This window comes from Bradyrhizobium sp. ORS 285 (assembly GCF_900176205.1).
Lineage (GTDB): Bacteria > Pseudomonadota > Alphaproteobacteria > Rhizobiales > Xanthobacteraceae > Bradyrhizobium.
In genome coordinates this window covers 1,526,255-1,544,833 of the sequence record NZ_LT859959.1, presented here as the reverse complement: position 1 = coordinate 1,544,833, position 18,579 = coordinate 1,526,255, and the positions used below count along the sequence as shown (strand labels likewise).

Annotated in this window: 17 protein-coding genes; 6 read left to right on the top strand and 11 right to left on the bottom strand. The window is 66.1% G+C overall.

Going from position 1 to position 18,579, the window contains the following annotated elements; genetic code table 11:
* Positions 1-66: 66 nt before the first annotated feature.
* Positions 67-1,371 carry an MFS transporter gene (locus BRAD285_RS06835; protein WP_006611388.1) on the bottom strand — a complete coding sequence of 435 codons (1,305 nt, stop codon included), beginning with the start codon at positions 1,369-1,371 and terminating at the stop codon, positions 67-69.
* Positions 1,372-2,290: 919 nt separating this feature from the next.
* On the opposite strand from BRAD285_RS06835, the gene BRAD285_RS06825 reads away from it, so the two are divergent.
* Positions 2,291-2,911, top strand: coding sequence for a hypothetical protein (locus tag BRAD285_RS06825; RefSeq protein WP_244422161.1), 621 nt, complete (start codon positions 2,291-2,293; stop codon positions 2,909-2,911).
* Between the two features lie 63 nt (positions 2,912-2,974).
* On the opposite strand, the gene BRAD285_RS06820 is transcribed toward BRAD285_RS06825, so the two are convergent.
* Together BRAD285_RS06820 and BRAD285_RS06815 are read right to left on the bottom strand one after the other, a co-directional pair.
* Positions 2,975-3,787 carry a class III extradiol ring-cleavage dioxygenase gene (locus tag BRAD285_RS06820; protein ID WP_006611386.1) on the bottom strand — a complete coding sequence of 271 codons (813 nt, stop codon included), beginning with the start codon at positions 3,785-3,787 and terminating at the stop codon, positions 2,975-2,977.
* Positions 3,788-4,071: 284 nt separating this feature from the next.
* Positions 4,072-4,506, bottom strand: a complete 435-nt coding sequence (locus tag BRAD285_RS06815; protein WP_035645910.1) for a DoxX family protein — start codon at positions 4,504-4,506, stop codon at positions 4,072-4,074.
* A gap of 100 nt (positions 4,507-4,606) precedes the next feature.
* Between BRAD285_RS06815 and BRAD285_RS06810 the strand changes: the two genes are divergently transcribed.
* The 4 genes from BRAD285_RS06810 to BRAD285_RS06795 all read left to right on the top strand — a co-directional run bounded on the left by BRAD285_RS06810 (position 4,607) and on the right by BRAD285_RS06795 (position 8,134).
* On the top strand, positions 4,607-5,524 hold the full coding sequence (locus BRAD285_RS06810; RefSeq protein WP_006611384.1) for a LysR family transcriptional regulator: 918 nt from the start codon (positions 4,607-4,609) through the stop codon (positions 5,522-5,524).
* 33 nt (positions 5,525-5,557) lie between these two features.
* Positions 5,558-7,240, top strand: coding sequence for a SulP family inorganic anion transporter (locus tag BRAD285_RS06805; RefSeq protein ID WP_006611383.1), 1,683 nt, complete (start codon positions 5,558-5,560; stop codon positions 7,238-7,240).
* 135 nt (positions 7,241-7,375) lie between these two features.
* Positions 7,376-7,606 carry a hypothetical protein gene (locus tag BRAD285_RS06800; RefSeq protein WP_006611382.1) on the top strand — a complete coding sequence of 77 codons (231 nt, stop codon included), beginning with the start codon at positions 7,376-7,378 and terminating at the stop codon, positions 7,604-7,606.
* A 252-nt stretch (positions 7,607-7,858) separates the two neighbouring features.
* Complete coding sequence (locus BRAD285_RS06795; RefSeq protein WP_006611381.1) at positions 7,859-8,134, top strand: GCG_CRPN prefix-to-repeats domain-containing protein; 276 nt, start codon at positions 7,859-7,861, stop codon at positions 8,132-8,134.
* Between the two features lie 54 nt (positions 8,135-8,188).
* Here BRAD285_RS06795 and BRAD285_RS06790 read toward each other — a convergent pair whose 3' ends face one another.
* The 7 genes from BRAD285_RS06790 to cyoA are packed head-to-tail and all read right to left on the bottom strand — an operon-like array spanning position 8,189 to position 15,142.
* Positions 8,189-8,722 carry a response regulator transcription factor gene (locus BRAD285_RS06790; RefSeq protein WP_006611380.1) on the bottom strand — a complete coding sequence of 178 codons (534 nt, stop codon included), beginning with the start codon at positions 8,720-8,722 and terminating at the stop codon, positions 8,189-8,191.
* Complete coding sequence (locus tag BRAD285_RS06785) at positions 8,712-10,061, bottom strand: ATP-binding protein (RefSeq protein ID WP_006611379.1); 1,350 nt, start codon at positions 10,059-10,061, stop codon at positions 8,712-8,714. The genes BRAD285_RS06790 and BRAD285_RS06785 overlap by 11 nt, the downstream gene beginning before the upstream one ends.
* 46 nt (positions 10,062-10,107) lie before the next feature.
* On the bottom strand, positions 10,108-10,938 hold the full coding sequence (locus BRAD285_RS06780; protein ID WP_006611378.1) for an SURF1 family protein: 831 nt from the start codon (positions 10,936-10,938) through the stop codon (positions 10,108-10,110).
* Positions 10,938-11,309: a cytochrome o ubiquinol oxidase subunit IV gene (gene cyoD / locus BRAD285_RS06775; protein ID WP_006611377.1), complete on the bottom strand. Its 372-nt coding sequence runs from the start codon at positions 11,307-11,309 to the stop codon at positions 10,938-10,940. The genes BRAD285_RS06780 and cyoD overlap by 1 nt, the downstream gene beginning before the upstream one ends.
* Complete coding sequence (gene cyoC / locus BRAD285_RS06770; protein ID WP_006611376.1) at positions 11,306-11,935, bottom strand: cytochrome o ubiquinol oxidase subunit III; 630 nt, start codon at positions 11,933-11,935, stop codon at positions 11,306-11,308. The genes cyoD and cyoC overlap by 4 nt, the downstream gene beginning before the upstream one ends.
* The gene (gene cyoB, locus BRAD285_RS06765) at positions 11,932-13,941 is read right to left on the bottom strand and encodes a cytochrome o ubiquinol oxidase subunit I (RefSeq protein ID WP_006611375.1); all 2,010 of its coding nucleotides are present in this window, start codon (positions 13,939-13,941) and stop codon (positions 11,932-11,934) included. The genes cyoC and cyoB overlap by 4 nt, the downstream gene beginning before the upstream one ends.
* A 25-nt stretch (positions 13,942-13,966) precedes the next feature.
* Positions 13,967-15,142: a ubiquinol oxidase subunit II gene (gene cyoA, locus BRAD285_RS06760; RefSeq protein WP_006611374.1), complete on the bottom strand. Its 1,176-nt coding sequence runs from the start codon at positions 15,140-15,142 to the stop codon at positions 13,967-13,969.
* A 151-nt stretch (positions 15,143-15,293) separates the two neighbouring features.
* Between cyoA and BRAD285_RS06755 the strand changes: the two genes are divergently transcribed.
* The gene (locus BRAD285_RS06755; RefSeq protein WP_006611373.1) at positions 15,294-16,601 is read left to right on the top strand and encodes an MFS transporter; all 1,308 of its coding nucleotides are present in this window, start codon (positions 15,294-15,296) and stop codon (positions 16,599-16,601) included.
* 237 nt (positions 16,602-16,838) lie between these two features.
* Here the strand turns inward: BRAD285_RS06755 and BRAD285_RS06750 are convergent, their stop codons facing one another.
* Positions 16,839-18,551, bottom strand: a complete 1,713-nt coding sequence (locus BRAD285_RS06750; protein ID WP_006614210.1) for a thiamine pyrophosphate-binding protein — start codon at positions 18,549-18,551, stop codon at positions 16,839-16,841.
* Positions 18,552-18,579 lie beyond the last annotated feature (28 nt).

The following is an 18,579-nucleotide window of genomic DNA, read 5'->3' as shown; positions in this document are numbered from 1 at the left end:
TGGTCCCTTTCCCAGAGTTTCCTGATTGGTTCACGGCGGAAGCGTCATGGCAAGCCAGCTCACACATCATGCCGCGGCCTCCGCTGCCGTCTTCAACCTATGTAACTGTCCGGCGACGACGCGCACCCGACGCGGCGCCGCGATCCAGATCGCGGCTGCCGAGACGAAGGCACCAACGAACGCGATCGCAAAGCCCGGCGTGTAGCTGTTGGTGAGATCATACAGCACACCGGTGACCCAGGGGCCTGCAGCACCGCCGCACAAGCCGATCAGCATCAGCGTGCCGAAAATGCTGCCGAAATGCGCGCCCTGGAAGATTTCCAGCACGACCGCGCCCATCACGGACGTGATGCCGTAACCGAGTGCGCCCTGCGTCGCCACCATGACATAGACCAGCACGAGCGACGGCGACGCTTTCAGCGCGATCAACGCAGCGAAGCAGATCGCGAAGCCGAGGCAGCCGAGCCCCCACACGGCCTCGCGGCCGAGCCGATCGGAGAGATGGCCGAGCGCGATCTGGCCGGGAATGCCGAGCAGGCTGACGGCGCCGAGCGCCCACACCGCGACGTTGGAGCTGAAACCGATCTCGAGCAGGTACTTCGTCTGATGCACCTGCACGGCGTACCAGACATAGAGGCCGAAGAAATAGCCGAGCGCGAGCCACCAGAACCTGATGGTGCGCAGCGCGCGGGATAAGGTCCAGTCGATGCCGGCCCAGACCGGATCGACGACGTTGGATATCGGCTTGGCGGCGTTGGCGAGCGGCGCCGCATCGCCATCGGGCCGCAGGCCGATCTCCTCCGGCTTCTTGCGCAGCAGCAGATTGATCGGCGCGAGCACGACCAGCACGACGATGCCCATCGCAGTGCAGGCCGTGCGCCAGTTGGTCTGCGCGATCATGTGCTGCACCCAGGGCAGCAGGGTCATCGAGCCGATGCCGACGCCTGCGAATGCGATGCCGATGGCGAGGCCGCGGCGGCGGATGAACCAGTTCGGCAGGAACAGCGATTGTCCGGAATAGCCGAGGCAGACGCTGCCGGCGCCGACCATGACGCCGATGGTCAGGTAGAGATGCCAGGGCTGCGAGGTCAGCGGCGCGAGCAGCAGTCCACCCGCCATCAGCGAGACGCCGAGTTCCATCACCGCACGCGGGCCGGTGCGATCCATCAGCCGTCCGATCAGCGGACTGACGATGCCCGAGGCCACGAAGCCGAACGAGAACGCACCGGCGGTGACGCCGCGGTCCCAGCCGAATTCGGCGAGGATGGGTGGATAGAACAGCGAGAACGCGGTGCGCGCATTGACGCCGATCGCCATCGTCACGAAGGTCACGGCGACGATGACCCAACCATAATAGAACGGCAGGCGCATGGTTGTTGTTTTCACTCCCTGTGCATCCTTCGCATCATTTGCCTGCGGAGGGGTCAAGGACTTTCTTCGCGCGCGATGTCGATGTCAGTTACCTCCGAGGTCATGTGTGCGGCGCACTGTCCTCATCCTCGGTGTCGTCCCGGCCTCCGCGCCGGGATCCATACCGCGTGATCTCGCGAGGACCGTAGCTGCCAGTTGCGCGTGGTTACGGGTCCAGGCTCAAGGCCGGGACGACAGCGAATGTGTGGCGCGCTCCGTGGGTCATGGCTGCACGCTCCTCGCGGCGCCAGCGGCGTCCGAGCTCTGCAATTGAATCGCCCCCCAAAAACAGAAGGGCGCAGGGAAGGCCGGGCGCTGGCCGCGCCCGTGGCCCGCCTGCTCAAATAAATGCAGGCGGCAGGTACCACAGGTGTGGCCGAGAAACGCCCGGCCCTCCCTGCGCGATGGTCTTCACGCTTATATGCAGGCTTCCTGGCGCTCGGCTTGTTGGCCGCCATACGCGAACGCGTGTCACGCGTTGCGCGGTGATACCAGCGTCGAGGTATCAGAACCCTGCAACTTCACGTCCGCAAGCGCATCGTTCGTCCGCACATCGCAAAGGACATGCTGCGAGCTCTCGCGGCCACCGCTCCCCGCCCCGCGTGTCGTGACGATCGCGCGCAACGCCCCTTCATGATGAGGCGGGATGCGCTGAAGGATCGTGGTGATTTGCCCGACGACGCAAGCGAAATCAGCTGCGACAAACTAACCCGACGGGCAAACGGCGCTCGCCGTCATGATCGGGCGTCCTCTCTCGTTCCAACTCGAAGCGATTTCAATCCCGCTTCAAGGCACTGGACGACCGAAACGAGTTGACGCTGCGCAGCAGCGCCCCATACGCTGACACAGCTTCCGTCGGCAAACAACAGAACCATCAGACATGATGAATGACCGGCCTGCTCTTCACAAATTGATCCGCGAGCTACAACAACTGATCGCTGCGCTGTGCTGCATCCTGGTCTCGAGCGCGGTGGTCGCCCGCGCCGAGCAGCCTTTCATGACCGTCGAAGGAGATACCAGGAGCACCGCTTGGTGGGTTCTCGCCGAGTTTCATCCGTTCACGACCGAGGTCCGCGGCATTCCCGTCGGCCAGATCCGGAAGGGCTGGTGCAAGGCGACCGAGTTTCGCAAGGACCTCATCCCGCGCCAATTCCTCTACGAAGGCGGCGGAGACGCGATGGAGGCGAGCCAGCGTTCATTTGCTCTGGAGGGCCATTTCGACGGGTCAACGATGAAGCAGGTGGCGCTGGTCGGCGTCTACGAGGACTGCAAGGGCGCGAGGGGACGCTTTCTCATGATCCTCGACCTGCCCACCGGAGGCAAGCCGCGCATCCGCCTGCTCGAGGCGGTCAAGACGCCGCATCAATACGCAGCGCTTTCGTTGCAGGACGACAACACGATCGTCGCCTGGACATGCATGGATTGCGACAATTTCGAGAAGCTGAAGTGGAACAGCAAGCAACGCAAATTTGTTTGGCTGCCCCCGCCCAGCGACGAGTAGCGAGCCCCACCGGCAATTTGCATCGGCCGGTCGCTTCAGCCCTCCGCATGCGCGACCTGTGATTCAGGCCGCAGCCTTCGCCTCGTCGGCGCCATGGAACGCATACACGTCCATGCGAAGCACGCCGTAGTTGGCGCTGTTGTGCAGGCGCTCCACACGGGCGCCTTCGCCGGCGGCGCCGAGGGCTGCGAACAGCGGCAGGAAGTGCTCGTCGGTCGGATGGTTGTCGCGGGCATGCGGCGCCAGCGTCCGGTAGTTGACGAGATCGTCGACGCGGCCTTCGATCGCGGCCTGATGGACCCAGTCGGCGAAGTCGACGACCCAGGACGGCGCCGGATCGTCGATGTCGAGCCGGCGCTTGCGGAATTCGCCGAGATTGTGGGTGAAGCTGCCGCTGCCGATGATCAGCACGCCCTCGTCGCGGAGCGGTGCCAGCGCGCGGCCGAGCGCGAGATGATGCGCAGGGCCTTGCTCGGTCTGGATCGAGAGCTGCATGACGGGAATGTCGGCCTGCGGGTACATCAGCAGCAGCGGCACCCAAGCGCCGTGATCGAGGCCGCGCTCGCGGTCGACGCCGACGGGAAAGCCGGCGGCCTGCAATCGCTCTGCAACGGCGCGGGCGAGATCGGGCGCGCCCGGTGCGGGATAGCGCAGCTGGTAGAGCTCGCGCGGGAAGCCGTAGAAATCATAGATCGTCTCGTTCTGCGCGACGACGTTGACGGCGGGGATGTTGGTCTCCCAATGCGCCGAGATCACGAGGATGGCTTTCGGCCGCGGCAGGCTGTTGCCGAGGCCCGAGAGGAAGTCACGCGCCGCCGACGCCGTCAGCGGCAGCATCGGCGAGCCGTGCGACAGGAAGATGCTGGGCAGGGTCATGGCATGGCTCCTCGTTCTCTCTCCGGATATCTCAGGTCGCGCCTCGCCCACAACCGTCGTCCCGGCCTCGAGCCGGGATGACACCGAGTGTGAGGCGACGCGCTCCGGCGTCCGCACCGCTGCCGTCCCTGCGAACGCAGGGACCCATACCGCGTGATCTCAGTTTGAGGCACGCTGGGCGTCGGCCAGCGTGCTCAACTCAGTGCGGCCGGTGGTTATGGATCCCCGCGTTCGCGGGGATGACACTGAGGGTGCAGCGGCGGATCGGCCACCTCACGCGGACATCAGTGCGCGCTGCGCAGCTGGCCGCCGGCGAGGTTGCCGCGGAGCGCGCCGAGCGCATAGGCGCCGTCGCCGAGCAGGGCCTGGACCACCAGGGTGACGGCCCAGAACGCCGGATATTCCCAGCCGCCCTTGGGGTTGTTGAAGAAGAATCCGGCGGAGCCGTGCACGGTGAAGATGGCGCCGAGCAGGATCGGCACGGCGGCGAGCGCGACCCAGCGGGTGGCGACACCGAGGATCAAAGCGATGCCGGCGAGGATCTCGGCGGTGATGGTGACATAAGCGAGCTCAGGCAGCAGGCCGATGCTCGCGAAGAACTTTGCGGTACCGGCCGGGGTGAAGACAAACAGCTTCAGGCTGGCATGGGTGAGGAACAGGCCGCCGAGGGTGAGGCGGAGCAGGAGCGCGGCATAGGGCGCGGTGCGGGAATCGATCATCAAAACCTCCGTGGGGACCCCCGGGATATGGATCATTTCCCCTCAGACGATAATCCGGTACAAGGGAAATTCAGTTCACACCTACAGAGCGAGATAGCGCTTGCTCGACCGCCTCACTGGTCTCGAAGTTCTCTCCAAGGTCGCAGGCTCCGGCAGCCTGTCCGGGGCGGCGCGCGTGCTCGGGATGTCGCCGACCATGGTGACCAAGCATCTCGCGGCGCTGGAGGCGCGGCTTGGGACAAAGCTGTTCCATCGCACCACGCGGCGGCTGACGATCACCGAGGCGGGCCGGCGCTATCTCGATCTCGCCGAGCGCGTGCTCGGCGATTTCGAGGCCGCCGAAAGCGCGATCGCCGCCGATCGCGTCGAGCCGCGCGGGCTGCTCCGCCTCAACGTCCCGCTCGCGTTCGGCACCCGCCAGATCGCGCCATTGCTCGCCGGCTTCGCCGCGCTCTACCCCGGGGTCAGCGTCGAGCTCGGCCTCAACGACCGGCTGGTCGACCTGATCGAGGAGGGCTGGGATCTCGCGATCCGGATCGGCACGCTCAAGGATTCGACGCTGGTGGCTCGGCGGCTGGCGCCGTGCCGGATGATGATCTGCGCCGCGCCGTCCTATCTCGCCGCGCGCGGCGTGCCCCGCACCACGGCCGATCTCGCCGGGCACAACTGCCTCGGCTATACCCTGGCCGCCGCCGGTCCGTCGCGCTGGCGCATGGGCGGCAAGGTGGCCGTCGACGTGACCGTGAGCGGCAATCTGCGCGCCAACAATGGCGATGCGCTGCTGGCCGCTGCGCTGGCCGGGCAAGGCGTGATCTACCAGCCGACCTTCATCGTTGGCGACGAGCTGCGCGCTGGACGGTTGGTGGCGGTGACGCTCGACGTGCCGTCCTCGGATCTGCTGGCAGTGCATGCGGTCTACCTGCCGGACCGCACGCCCTCGGCCAAGGTGCGCGCCTTCATCGACTACCTCGCCGCCGCCTTCGCGCCGGAGCCCCCTTGGGATCGCGGCCTCACATGACCACACGCCGAGCGCATGCTCTGAGAGATCGACATGACTGAGCAAACTCACGACGGCAATCATCATTGGCCGATGTTGCGCTCGCTGCGGGGCTGGCGACTCAGCGCCCTGCCTGCCGATCTCACCGCCGGGCTGACGCTCGCGGCAATCGCGATCCCCGAGCAGATGGCGACCGCCAAGCTCGGCGGCTTCACGCCGGAGACTGGATTCTTCGCTTTCCTGGCGGGATCGCTCGGCTTCGCGCTGTTCGGCGCCAACCGCTTCCTGTCCTGCGGCGCCGATTCCACCATCACGCCAATCTTTGCCGGCGGCCTAGCGCTGCTCGCGGCCAGCGGGACGCCCGAATATGGCAGCCTCGCCGCGGCGCTGGCGCTGCTGGTCGGCGTCATGCTGGTGCTGGCCGGCGGCTTCCGGCTCGGCGGCATCGCCAATCTGCTCTCGGTGCCGGTCACCGTCGGCTTCCTCGCCGGCATCTCGGTGCACATCATCGTCTCGCAGTTGCCGAGCGTGCTCGGCCTGCCCTCGCCGAGCGGACCGACCCTGGCGCGGATCGCGGCCTTGGCCGGCGAGCTCGGCAAGACCAACATCTACACGCTGATCATCGGCTTCGGCGTGCTCACCGTCACGGTCTGCGAGCGGATCAGCGCCCGCATTCCCGGCGCGCTGATCGCGCTGGTCGCAGCGACGCTGTTCGTCATGGCGGCTCACCTCGAGGCGCGCGGCGTCCCGGTCATCGGCGCGATTTCCGGCGATCTGCCGATGCCGTCGATGCCGCTGATCGGGCCGGAGCAATGGGTGAAGCTGGTGCCGCTGGCGTTCCTGATCGCCGTCGTCGTGATGATGCAGACCGCGGCCACCACACGCTCGTTCCCCTCTGAGCCGGATCGTCCGGCCGACGTCGACCGCGACTTCCTCGGCGCGGGCGCCGGCAGCCTGCTGGCCGGCCTGTTCGCCACGTTCCCGGTGAATGCGAGCCCGCCGCGCACCGGCATCGTGGTCGAGACCGGCGGCCGCTCGCAGGTCGCAGGCCTCTCGGCCGCGGTCGTCGTGCTGCTGCTCGTGCTGTTCGGCGCGCGGCTCCTGGCGCATGTGCCGGACGCAGCCCTCGGCGGCGTGCTGCTGTTCGTCGCTCTGCGCATCATCCGCGTGACGCAGATCGTCCAGGTCTATCATGCCTCCAAGGGCGAGTTCCTGCTGATCGTGGCGACGGCGGCGGCCATCGTCGTACTGCCGATCGAGCAGGGTGTCGCGCTCGGCATTGCGCTGTCGCTGCTGCACGGCATCTGGAGCACGACGCGGGCGCATCTCATTACCTTCGAACGCGTGCCCGACACCACGATCTGGTGGCCGGCGCACCCGCACATTCGCGGCGAGGAGCTGTCCGAGATCGCCGTCGTCGGTTTCCAGGCGCCGCTGAGCTTCCTCAACGCCGCGACCTTCCGCGCCGACCTGCAGCATTTGCTGCAGCGGCGCCAGCCGCGGCTGCTCGTGCTCGAGGCCAGCGCAATGGTCGAGATCGACTTCACCGCAGCGCAGGCGCTACGCGAGGTGATCAGGCAATGCAATGCGGACGGCATCGTGTTCGCGGTCGCGCGGCTGGAATCGCTGCGGGCGCAGGCGGCGTTCGAGCGCTTCGGCCTCTACGACGTGCTGCCACGCGACCGCGTGTTCCACAGCGTGGATCGCGCGCTGCAGAAGCTCACGGGCCCGAGCTGAGCGCGATCGGCAGCGCTGATACAAATCGTTACGAAGTGCAGCGCGGCACGACACATCCCGGCAAAGTTCGGCGACGAGAAGTCCTCCCTTCATGACGCCCGGCGCGGTCGCCGAGGCAGGAGAAGGACATCGTTCATGCGCAAGCTGCTTCCGTTGCTGTTCATCGTCGGCGCGATCGCCACCGCACAAGCTCAGGAGACGACCGCCGTGCGTCAGGCTTGCGGCAGCGAGGTCCGCACGCTATGCGCGGGAATCATGCCCGGCGGCGGCCGCATCAAGCAGTGCATGATCGAGAAGTTCGACAAGCTCTCCGACGGCTGCAGGAGCGCGATCAAGGATGCGAAGGCGCAACAGGGCGGCAAATGATGCCGTCGAAGGTCGCGATGCCGGACAACTCAGCCGCCGTTCATGTTGCCTGCGGCACTCTGCTGTTCACCACGCACCGCAGCGATGCACCACATGGTCAGCAGAGCTGCAGTGCATGATCGGCATCGCACCGGGCATTATGGTATGAGAGAGACGTTTCGCGACTCCTCGAAAAATTTGCGAAACCAAACCGTGTCCGACGACGTCTAAGGACTGCACCGACTCAAAACCAACGAGAGGACCGCAACTCACATGCGCAATCTGTTCACCTCCGCCCTGCTCGCCGCGACCGTCACGCTGGGCGCGTCAGCCGCGCAGGCCTTCACGCTGCCGTCCCAGCCGGCTGCTCCGGACAGCAATGTGGAGCGCGTCGCCGGCGGCTGCGGTCCGGGCTGGTTCCCGGATCGCTGGGGCCGCTGCCGTCCCGCCCCGCGCGCCTATTACGGCTATGGCGGCGGCTACGGCTATGGCCCGCGCACTTGCTGGATCCGTCCCACTCCGTGGGGTCCGCGCCGCGTCTGCCGCTGATCTCTCGACCTGATCGTGACACGCCGCCGCATTCAGTTGCGGCGGCGTTTTCAATTACTTCACGGGCCGCTTCTCGAGCTTCCTCGCCAAAGTCCGCCGGTGCATGCCGAGGCGGCGCGCCGCTTCGGAGATGTTGAAGTCGGTGTCGATCAGGGTCTGGTGGATGCGCTCCCACTCCAGCGTCTTGATCGACGTGGCGCGCTCGGCGAGTGCGACTTGCGCGTTGCCCTGCGCCTTGCGGAAGGCTTCCTCGATGTCATCGGTGTTGGAGGGTTTTGCCAGATAGTGGCAGGCGCCGAGCTTGATGGCCTCCACGGCCGTGGCGATGCTGGCGAAGCCAGTGAGCACCACGATCAGCATCTCCGGATCATGGGCGTGCAGCTTCTCGACGCAGACGAGGCCGGAGGCGCCGCCGAGCTTGAGGTCGACGACGGCATAGCCGAACGTCTTGTCCTTGATGATCTCATCGACCTCCTCGAGCGAGGCTGCGATCACGGCCTCGTAGCCGCGCCGCTCGAATGAGCGCTTCAAGGTGCGCGCGAAACCGTCGTCGTCCTCGACAATCAGGAGAGAGCGTTCAATCTCCACTGGGCTCTCCAATCGCAAGCATCGAGAGCGGCAGTGACAGCCGCACGGTTGCCCCGCGTCCCCGGTGGTTCCAGGCCGAAACGCCGCCGCCGAGCTTGCGGATCACATTGACCACCAGGAACAGGCCGAGGCCACGGCCCGGGCGGCCCTTGCTGGACTGATACGGACGCCCGAGCTGCGCCAGCATGGCAGGATCGAAGCCCGGCCCGCGGTCGCTGACGCTGAGCAGCAGCATGTCACCATCGCGTTCGACGACGAACTCGACCCACTCGCGCGACACCTCGAAGGCGTTGTCGAGCACGTTGACGATCGCCTGCTTGAGAGCAACGTCGGAGACGATCGTCGGATCGGAGCCGAACTCGTTGCGGACCATCAGGTTGCGCGCCGAGCGCGCCGCGGTCCATTCGGCGACCAGCGCCGTCAGGAACGTCTTCAAGGTCGTCGGCGCCGAGCCCTCGCCGCGCGCCTGACCGGCGGACACGAGAATATCGGTGACGATCGACTTGCAGCGCTGCACCGCCGCTTCCATTTCGGTGAAATCTTCCGCCAGCGCGGGATCGGCCGAGATCGCCGTCATGCGCCGCCAGTCGTTGAGGATGACCGAGATCGACGCGAGCGGCGTGCCGAGTTCGTGTGCGGCGCCGGAGGCCAAGAGACCCATGCGGATGATGTGATCCTGCTCGGCGGCATGCTGGCGCAGATCAGCCAGCTTGGCGTCGCGCTCGCGCAAGTTCCGGTTGATGCGGGTGACGAACACGACCAGCAGCACGGCGTCGAGCACGAAGCCGACGAACATGCCGGTGATGTGCAAGGTGAAGGCGTCGCTGACGTGATGCTGCGGCAAATCCAGCGGCCGATACTCAATGGTCAGCCAGACGAAGCTCAGCGCGGTGAGCGCCACGAGCGACCAGGACGAGCGCGCATCGAGCAGCACTGCGCCCAGCGTGACCTGCAGCAGATAGAGACAGGTGAACGGATTGGACGCGCCGCCGGTGAGATAGAGCTCCGACGTCAGCGCCACGACGTCGAGCATCAGCGCGATCAGCAGATGCCGGTTGCCGACGTCGTCGCGCCGGCGCAGCCAGACGTGGCTCGCGACATTGAGCACCACCAGCGCGCAGATGATCGCGGCCATCGGAACGACGGGGAGCGCGATGCCGAACCAATAGGTGACGAAGGCGATGGTGACGATCTGGCCGACCACGGCGATCCAGCGCAGCTGAATCAGCAGCACCATGTTCTTGCGGTTGGTCGCGTCCTTGGTGGGGATGGGCGCGTGGATCTCGGGCGTGGCGATCGCCGCGACGGCGCCGATCGGCAGGTTTGGCGCTTCGTTCATGCCGCGGTGTCCGAGGCCAGCGCTGATGTCGGCAAGCCGCGTCCGCTCACGATGGCGACGCCTCGTGTCCACGCATGCTCTGCCGCCGTCGATCCCATTCCGCGTCCTGCGCTGTCGCCGCGCCGTCGTCGCGACGCGCGCGGCGGAGCCGCTGCACGCCGGCGCCGGCCAGCATCAAGGCCAATGTAAACCAGGTCAGCGCGTAAACCAGATGGTTGTTCGGAAACGCGATCACGGTCAGGCCACCGACCGGATAGCCGCCCGGATTGGGTGTCGCATCGGCATCGACAAAAAACGGCGCGACATCGGACAGGCCGCGCGCCGCCGCGATGGCCGCGATGTCACGTGAATACCAGCGATTGGCCTGGGGATCGTTGTGGCGCAGGAAGCCGCCGCCGGGCTCGGAGATTCGCAGCAAGCCGGTCACGCTGACGACGCCATCCGGGTTCCCGGCGCTGCGGCTCGCCGGCTCGCGGCGTTCGGACGGCACGAAGCCGCGGTTCACCAGCACCAGGCCGTCAGCGGTCTGCAGCGGCGTCACGACCCAATAGCCCGGCCCCTCGACCGTCAGCGCCTGGACCAGCGTCTCACGGTCATTGAGGAAGCGGCCGCTCAAGGTCACCCGCTTGTACTCGTCATCGCTGCGATTGATCGCCGGCCACTGTGCTGGGTCAGGCGCGGCTACCGGCGCAGCATGCACGCGGCGACCGACTCGATCGATCAGATCGAGCTTCCAGGCGCGGCGCTCAACCTGCCAGACGCCGAGCGCCAGCAGGACCGCAACGCAGGCGACCCATGCTGCGCCGATCGCGAGCGTCGCCGGCCGCCCTGCGCCCGGCGCGTCTCGTCCCCCTGCCCCATTGGCAGGGTCCGGCATCACGGCGTCGAACCCATCTCGTGCACCGGCATCATGTTGGTGGTGAGATGATGCATGACCCAGAGCGAGCCGGAGAGCGCGATCACCACCATGATGATGGTGAAGATCAGCGCCATCATGGTCCAGCCGCCCTCGGCCTTGGTGTTCATGTGCAGGAAAAAGATCATGTGGACGACGACCTGCACGGCCGCGAAGGCCATGATGATCAGCGCCGTCACCTGCTTGTCGAGCGAGCCGTTCATGACCAGCAGGAACGGGATCGCGGTCAGGACGACCGAAAGGCCGAAGCCGATCAACTGGCCGGAGCGCGTGCCGGCATGATCATCGGCCGAGTGGTGCGCGTCCGCGTGGGCGTGGACATCCGAGCTCATCGCAGCATTCCCATCAGATAGACGAAGGTGAAGACCCCGATCCAGATCACGTCGAGGAAGTGCCAGAACATGCTGAGGCAGACCAGCCGGCGCTTGTTGGCCTCGATCAGGCCGAAGCGCTTGACCTGCACCATCAGGGTGACCAGCCAGACGAGACCGAACGTCACGTGCAGGCCGTGGGTTCCAACCAGGGTGAAGAACGACGACAGGAAGGCGCTGCGCTGCGGCGTCGCGCCCTCATGGATCATGTGCACGAACTCGGTCAGCTCGATGCCGAGGAAGGCCAGACCGAACAGGCCGGTCACCACCAGCCAGCCCTGCATGGCGGCGACGCGGTTCTGCTGCATCGACAACATCGCGAAGCCGTAGGTGAGCGAGGACAGCAGCAGGAACGAGGTGTTGAGCGCGACCAGCGACAGATCGAACAGGTCCTTCGGCGCCGGGCCCGCGGCGTATTTGGTGCCGAGCACGCCATAGACGGCAAACAGGATCGCAAAGATGAGACAGTCGCTCATCAGATAGATCCAGAAGCCGAGCATCGTGCTGCTCCCTTCCGGATGGTCGTGCTCGTCGACGACGTAGAAGACCGGCTCGCCGGCCTTCAGGGTGCCTGCTGCGATCGTCATGACTTGGCTCCTGCCGCGAGCAGCTCGGTGCGGGCGCGCTCGACGCTGACGACCTCGTCAGCGGGGATGTGGAAGCTGCGGTGATAGTTGAAGGTGTGGCCGATCGCGACCGCCAGCAGCGCGACGAAGCTGCCGGCTGCCATCCACCACATGTACCAGATCAGGCCGAACCCCATGCTCGTGCTCAAGCCCGCGAGGATCACGCCGGTGCCGGTGTTGCTCGGCATGTGGATCGCCTTGAAGCCGGTGAGCGGACGGGCGTAGCCGCGGCGCTTCATGTCCCACCACGCGTCGTTATCGTGGATGACGGGCGTGAAGGCGAAGTTGTAGGCCGGCGGCGGCGACGAGGTCGCCCATTCCAGGGTGCGCGCATCCCAGGGATCGCCGGTGGTGTCGGCGAGCTGCTCGCGGCGCAGGACGCTGACGGCGATCTGGATCAGGAAGCTGGCGATGCCCAACAGGATCATGAACGCGCCAATGCCGGCGATCACGAACCAGATCTGCAGGCTCGGATCGTCGAAGGTGCGCAGGCGGCGTGTCACGCCCATCAGGCCGAGGACGTAGAGCGGCATGAACGCGAAGTAGAAGCCCACCGTCCAGAACCAGAACGACATCTTGCCCCAGAACGGATCGAGCTTGAAGCCGAACGCCTTCGGGAACCAGTAGGCGATGCCGGCGAACAGGCCGAACAGCACGCCGCCGATGATGACGTTGTGGAAGTGCGCGACCAGGAACAGGCTGTTGTGCAGCACGAAGTCGGCCGGCGGCACAGCGAGCAGCACGCCCGTCATGCCGCCGATCACGAAGGTCAGCATGAAGGCCACCGTCCACATCATCGGCAGCTCGAAGCGGATGCGGCCGCGATACATCGTGAACAGCCAGTTGAACATCTTCGCGCCCGTCGGGATCGAGATGATCATCGTCGTGATGCCGAAGAACGAGTTCACGCTGGCGCCGGAGCCCATCGTGAAGAAATGGTGCAGCCAGACCAGGTAGGACAGGATGGTGATGACGACGGTGGCGTAGACCATCGAGGTGTAGCCGAACAGCCGCTTGCCCGAGAAGGTCGAGGTGACCTCGGAGAAGATGCCGAACGCCGGGAGGATGAGGATGTAGACCTCCGGATGGCCCCAGATCCAGATGAGATTGACATACATCATCGGATCGCCGCCGAAATCATTGGTGAAGAAGTTGGTGCCGACATAGCGGTCGAGCGACAGCAGCGCGAGCACCGCCGTCAGCACCGGGAAGGAGGCGACGATCAGGACGTTGGTGCACAGCGAGGTCCAGGTGAAGACCGGCATCTTCATCATGGTCATGCCGGGTGCGCGCATCTTGACGATGGTGCAGATCAAATTGACGCCGGATAACAGCGTTCCGACGCCGGCGACCTGCAATGCCCAGATGTAATAGTCGACGCCGACATCAGGACTGTACGACAGGTTCGACAGCGGTGGATAGGCGAGCCAGCCGGTGCGCGCGAACTCGCCGACGAACAGCGAGCACATCACCAGGATGGCGCCGGCTGTCGTCATCCAGAAGCTGAAATTGTTCAGGAACGGAAACGACACGTCGCGCGCGCCGATCTGCAGCGGCACGACGTAGTTCATCAGGCCGGTGACCAGCGGCATCGCCACGAAGAAGATCATGATCACGCCGTGCGCCGTGAACACCTGATCATAGTGATGCGAGTTGAGATAGCCCTCGGAGCCGTTGAAGGCGATCGCCTGCTGCAGCCGCATCATCAGCGCATCGGCAAAGCCGCGCAGCAGCATGACGATGCCGAGCACCATGTACATGATGCCGATGCGCTTGTGGTCGACGGTGGTGAACCACTCCTTCCAGAGGTAGCCCCAGAGCCGGAAATAGGTCAGTGCGCCCAACAGCGCGAGGCCCCCGAGCGCGACCATCGCGAAGGTGCCGACGATGATCGGCTCGTGCAGCGGCAGCGACTCCAGGGTCAGCCGGCCGAAGATGAGCTTGGTGAGATTGGCAGTGTCGAACATGATGTGATCCTCACGAATCCGAACGTCAGGAATTCGACTTGGAGGTCGGCAACGGGATGAACGACGCCTTGGACGGCCGCATCAGGCCGGGCCGTTCCAGCCCGCGGCCCTGCAGCGGCGTCCAGTCGAGCGGCGCCAGGACGGTCGGCGAGGAATTCTCGGCCATGCGCGTGACCTGGTCGCCCGGCAGGCAGACGCCGCCGGCGACAAAGCTCGGCTCGGCGCCGAACACCGCGCCGCGGCCGGCGAACTTGTCGTAGGCGAGCGGCAGCGTGTTGCTGATACCGGCCATGCCCATGCCGCCCCTGGCGTCGATCGCCATCATCTCGCTCATGCACATCTTGCCGGCTTCGACGCACATGTTGAGGATGGCGCGGAACAGATCGTTGTCGACGGAAGCGTAGTAGCGCACCGGCTCGTTGGCGCTCGGACGCTCCAGAGTCAGATATTCGGGCTTGCCTAGCTGATTGCCGCTGGCCTTGGCCTTCTCGACCCAGCTGGCGAACTCCGCATCCGACAGACCGTGGAAGGCGAAGCGCATGCCGGAGAAGCCGGCGCCGCTGTAGTTCGCCGAGAAGCCGCGATAGACGCCCGGCTTGTTGATGACGGCGTGCAGCCGGCTCTGCATACCCGGCATCGCGTAGATCTGGCCGGCGAGTGCCGGAATATAGAACGAGTTCATCACCGAGGACGAGGTGATCCGGAAATCGAGCGGCCGGTTCACGGGAGCGGCGAGCTCGTTGAGGCTGGCGATGCCGTATTCGGGATAGATGAACAGCCACTTCCAATCAAGCGCGACGACGTTGACCTCGAGCGGCTTGTCCTGCGGGGTCACGGCGCGATCCGCCGAGATACGGCCGAGTGTGCGGTAGGGATCGAGCAGATGGGTGCCCATCCAGGTGACGGCGCCCAAGCAGATGATGATCATCAGCGGCGCGGCCCAGATCAGAAGCTCGAGCTGGGTCGAGTGGTCCCAGTCCGGCGTATAGGTCGCGGCCTTGTTGGACTGGCGGTAGCGCCAGGCGATCATGGCGGTGGCCACCATCACCGGCACCACGATCAGCAGCATCAGCACGGTGGCGATGATCACGAGATCGCGCTGCTGGGCGGCGACGTCACCGGATGGCGAAAGCACCACCAGATTGCAGCCCCCGAGCGCGAGCCCCAGGGGTAGCAGAGCCAACGTTTTCCAGTAACGCACGATTAACCTCGTCGAAGCGCGGATCTCTGAACGAGGCCTCACGTAGCGACCGGACGTCACGCCCAACATTGGACAATTTGTCCAATACCGGAGCGACGCTTGGGCAGACATTTACGGGCTCAAATAGAGTGCGAGAGGACTGCGAGCAGCGATGACACAGGCAGCGGCCATGGACGGCGAGACCGATCTCTCCCGCAGGCATGAGGCGAATCCGGGCGAGATCGCGATCGGCGTCATCATCGGCCGCACGTCGGAGTTCTTCGACTTCTTCGTCTACGCCATCGCCTCGGTGATCGTGTTTCCGCGCCTGGTCTTCCCGTTCGCCGACGAGCTGACGCAGACGCTGTATTCCTTCGCGCTATTCGCGCTCGCCTTCATCGCCCGCCCGTTCGGCAGCGTGATCTTCATGGCGATCGACCGCCGCTACGGCAAGAGCGCCAAGCTGATCATTGCGCTATTCCTGCTGGGCACATCGACCGTCGCGATCGCCTTCCTGCCGAGCTACTACACCGTCGGCGCCGGCGCGATCTGGCTGCTGGCGCTGGCGCGAATCGGCCAGGGCTTGGCCTGGGGCGGCGCCTGGGACGGCCTCGCCTCCCTGCTCGCGATGAATGCGCCGGAGCATCAGCGCGGCTGGTACGCGATGATCCCGCAGCTCGGCGCGCCGCTCGGGCTGATCGTCGCCAGCACGCTGTTCGCCTTCTTCGTCGGCCATCTCTCGGCGGCTGATTTCTTCGACTGGGGCTGGCGCTATCCGTTCTTCGTCGCCTTCGCCATCAACGTCGTCGCGCTGTTCGCGCGGCTGCGCATGGTGGTGACGCCCGAATATGACGAGCTGTTTCATTCGCGCGAGCTGCAGCCCGCCAGCGTGGCCAACACCATCCGCCACGAGGGCCGCAACATCGTCATCGGCGCGTTCGCGCCGCTGGCGAGCTTCGCGCTCTTCCACATGGTGACGGTGTTTCCGCTGTCCTGGGTGTTCCTGTTCACCAGGGAGACGCCGGCGCGCTTTTTGATCATCGAGGCCATCGGCGCGGTGTTCGGTGTCATCGCGATCATCGCCTCCGGCATGCTCGCCGACCGCATCGGCCGCAAGTCGCTGCTGATCGGCTCGGCCATCGCGATCGCGGTATTCTCCGGCTTCGCGCCGCAGCTGCTCGATGCCGGCCCGGTCGGCGAGACCGTCTACATGGTGCTCGGCTTCATCCTGCTCGGCCTGTCGTTCGGCCAGTCCTCGGGCGCGATCGCCGCCAACTTCGCCCGCACCTATCGCTACACGGCGTCCGCACTGACGGCCGACCTTGCGTGGCTGTTCGGCGCGGGATTTGCGCCACTCGCCGCGCTGCTGCTGGCATCGTATTTCGGCCTGCTCTCGGCCGGCGGCTATCTGCTGTCGGGCGCAGTGTGCACGCTGCTGGCCCTGTGGCTCAGCGCGCCGCGGCAGCTGCAGCAGACGTGAGTGCAAGCGCCTCGAACGCTTCGATCGAACGACCCCGCCAACCACGAGCTCCGTCCACCTCTCCCCGCCGGGGAGAGGTCGGCGCACCGCGCCGGGTGAGGGGGCGCCAGCGTCTCGATAGACCAAAGTCCCTCACCCGGATTGCATCTGCGATGCAATCCGACCTCTCCCTTCGGGAGAGGTGCATCGAACACCGAGTACCGCAAGCTGCTGCTGAGGTCCCGGTGCGGACCTCAGTTAGCTCGCCCGCCACTTCCGCTCCGCCTCATCCCACGCCGCCAGTGGCTGCAGGTCCGGCACCCACGCCAGTCCCGTCTTGGCATCCGACGACACCGCCTCGGGCGTCACCACCATGTCGAGCAGCGCCGGGCGATTGGCGAGCGCGCGCTCGATCGCCGGCCCCAACTGCGCCTCGGTCTCGACGCGCTCGGCATGCATGCCGAAGGCGCGGGCCATCGCCGCGTGGTCGGCGAATTGCAGTTTTGTCCCCACGACCTTGCCGTGCGTGACGGTCTGGTCATGCACCTCGATCTGCCAGGCGCCGTTGTTGGCGACGACGATCAGCACCGGCGCCTTGTGACGCACGGCGGTATCGACCTCGACCGCGTTGAAGCCGAAGGCACCGTCGCCGGTCGCGACCACCACCGGTCTGTCGGGATAAGCAAGGCTTGCAGCGATGCCATAGGGCACGCCGACGCCGATGCAGCCGAACGGGCCGGGATCGAGCATCAACGGCGCGCTCAAGCCGACGCGAGCGAAGGACAGGAAATCGCCGCCGTCGGTGATGACCACCGCGTCGTTGCCAATTGCCTCCTGCAATGCTGATAACACTCGGTTCGGATGCAGGCGTCCGTCGGAGCCGTGGGCCGCCGTCGCCATGCTCTGCTTCAGCTTGGCGGCGCGCTCCTGATGACTCGCGCGCAGCTTCGCGGCCCATTGCCGATCGACGGCCGATTCGCGATTGCCCGCAAGCGCCACGATCGCGCGGAGCGTCTCAGCCGGTGACGCCAGGATCTCGGCCGCGCCGCGGCGATTGTCGCGCAGCTCGCTCGCGGTGTCGCTGATGCGCACGAACTTGGCGTCCTTGAACACGGCCGGCGAGCCATAGGCGAGCTGGAAATCGAGCTTGCGGCCGACCGTCAGCACGACATCGGCATCGCCCATCACCGCACCGCGCATCGCGCCGACCACGGACGGATGATCGTCGGGGACGAGTCCCCTGCTCTCGCCGGTGTCGAGATAGACGGCGCCAAGACGGTCGAGCAGCCCGATCAGCTCGGGCCCCGCGCCGCGGGCGCCGCGGCCGGAGATGACCAGCACGCGGCGCGCCGACCACAGCAGCTCGACGGCCTTCTCGACCTCGGCGGGATCGGGGCTCGTCACCGCACGCGGTTTCGGCGCAAGATGTTCTTCGAGCTGCAGCGCCTTCGGAACGATCCCGCGCAGCGTATCGACAGGAAAGTCGATGAAGACCGGCCCGGGCTCGCCGCCATCGCCGAACGCACGCGCGATCGCCTCGTCGAGCTCCTGCAGCACCAGCGACGGCTCGCGCACCGTGCGCGCATAGCGCGTGATCGAGCGCACCAGCTGGGTGTGATCCATGTCCTGCAGACCGCCTCGGTTTTCCTGCGGCCGCGGATTGCCGCCCGACATCACCAACACCGGGGCGCGCGAGACATGGGCGTTGGCGATGCCGGTGATCGCATTGGTCATGCCGGGTCCCGCCGTGACCAGCGCCACGCCGAGCTCGCCGGTGAGCTCCGCATGTGCCTGCGCCATGTGGACGGCGGCGCGCTCGTCGCGCACGTCGATGATCTGGATCCCCTCCGCATCGAGCCGCATCCAGATCGGCATGATGTGGCCGCCGCACAGTGCGAACACGCGGTTGACGCCGCGGCGCTTCAGCAGTCGGGCGATCAGGTCGGCGGCACTGTCGGGAGAGACTTTCATCGGATCACTCCGGCGGATGAGGATGCGA

Excerpts from the sequence above, each read along its gene's own strand:
- BRAD285_RS06835 (WP_006611388.1), bottom strand. The coding sequence starts at position 1,371 with ATGCGCCTGCCGTTCTATTATGGTTGGGTCATCGTCGCCGTGACCTTC.
- BRAD285_RS06825 (WP_244422161.1), top strand. The coding sequence starts at position 2,291 with ATGATGAATGACCGGCCTGCTCTTCACAAATTGATCCGCGAGCTACAA.
- BRAD285_RS06820 (WP_006611386.1), bottom strand. The coding sequence starts at position 3,787 with ATGACCCTGCCCAGCATCTTCCTGTCGCACGGCTCGCCGATGCTGCCG.
- BRAD285_RS06815 (WP_035645910.1), bottom strand. The coding sequence starts at position 4,506 with ATGATCGATTCCCGCACCGCGCCCTATGCCGCGCTCCTGCTCCGCCTC.
- BRAD285_RS06805 (WP_006611383.1), top strand. The coding sequence starts at position 5,558 with ATGACTGAGCAAACTCACGACGGCAATCATCATTGGCCGATGTTGCGC.
- BRAD285_RS06800 (WP_006611382.1), top strand. The coding sequence starts at position 7,376 with ATGCGCAAGCTGCTTCCGTTGCTGTTCATCGTCGGCGCGATCGCCACC.
- BRAD285_RS06795 (WP_006611381.1), top strand. The coding sequence starts at position 7,859 with ATGCGCAATCTGTTCACCTCCGCCCTGCTCGCCGCGACCGTCACGCTG.
- BRAD285_RS06785 (WP_006611379.1), bottom strand. The coding sequence starts at position 10,061 with ATGAACGAAGCGCCAAACCTGCCGATCGGCGCCGTCGCGGCGATCGCC.
- BRAD285_RS06780 (WP_006611378.1), bottom strand. The coding sequence starts at position 10,938 with ATGCCGGACCCTGCCAATGGGGCAGGGGGACGAGACGCGCCGGGCGCA.
- cyoD (WP_006611377.1), bottom strand. The coding sequence starts at position 11,309 with ATGAGCTCGGATGTCCACGCCCACGCGGACGCGCACCACTCGGCCGAT.
- cyoC (WP_006611376.1), bottom strand. The coding sequence starts at position 11,935 with ATGACGATCGCAGCAGGCACCCTGAAGGCCGGCGAGCCGGTCTTCTAC.
- cyoB (WP_006611375.1), bottom strand. The coding sequence starts at position 13,941 with ATGTTCGACACTGCCAATCTCACCAAGCTCATCTTCGGCCGGCTGACC.
- BRAD285_RS06755 (WP_006611373.1), top strand. The coding sequence starts at position 15,294 with ATGACACAGGCAGCGGCCATGGACGGCGAGACCGATCTCTCCCGCAGG.
- BRAD285_RS06750 (WP_006614210.1), bottom strand. The coding sequence starts at position 18,551 with ATGAAAGTCTCTCCCGACAGTGCCGCCGACCTGATCGCCCGACTGCTG.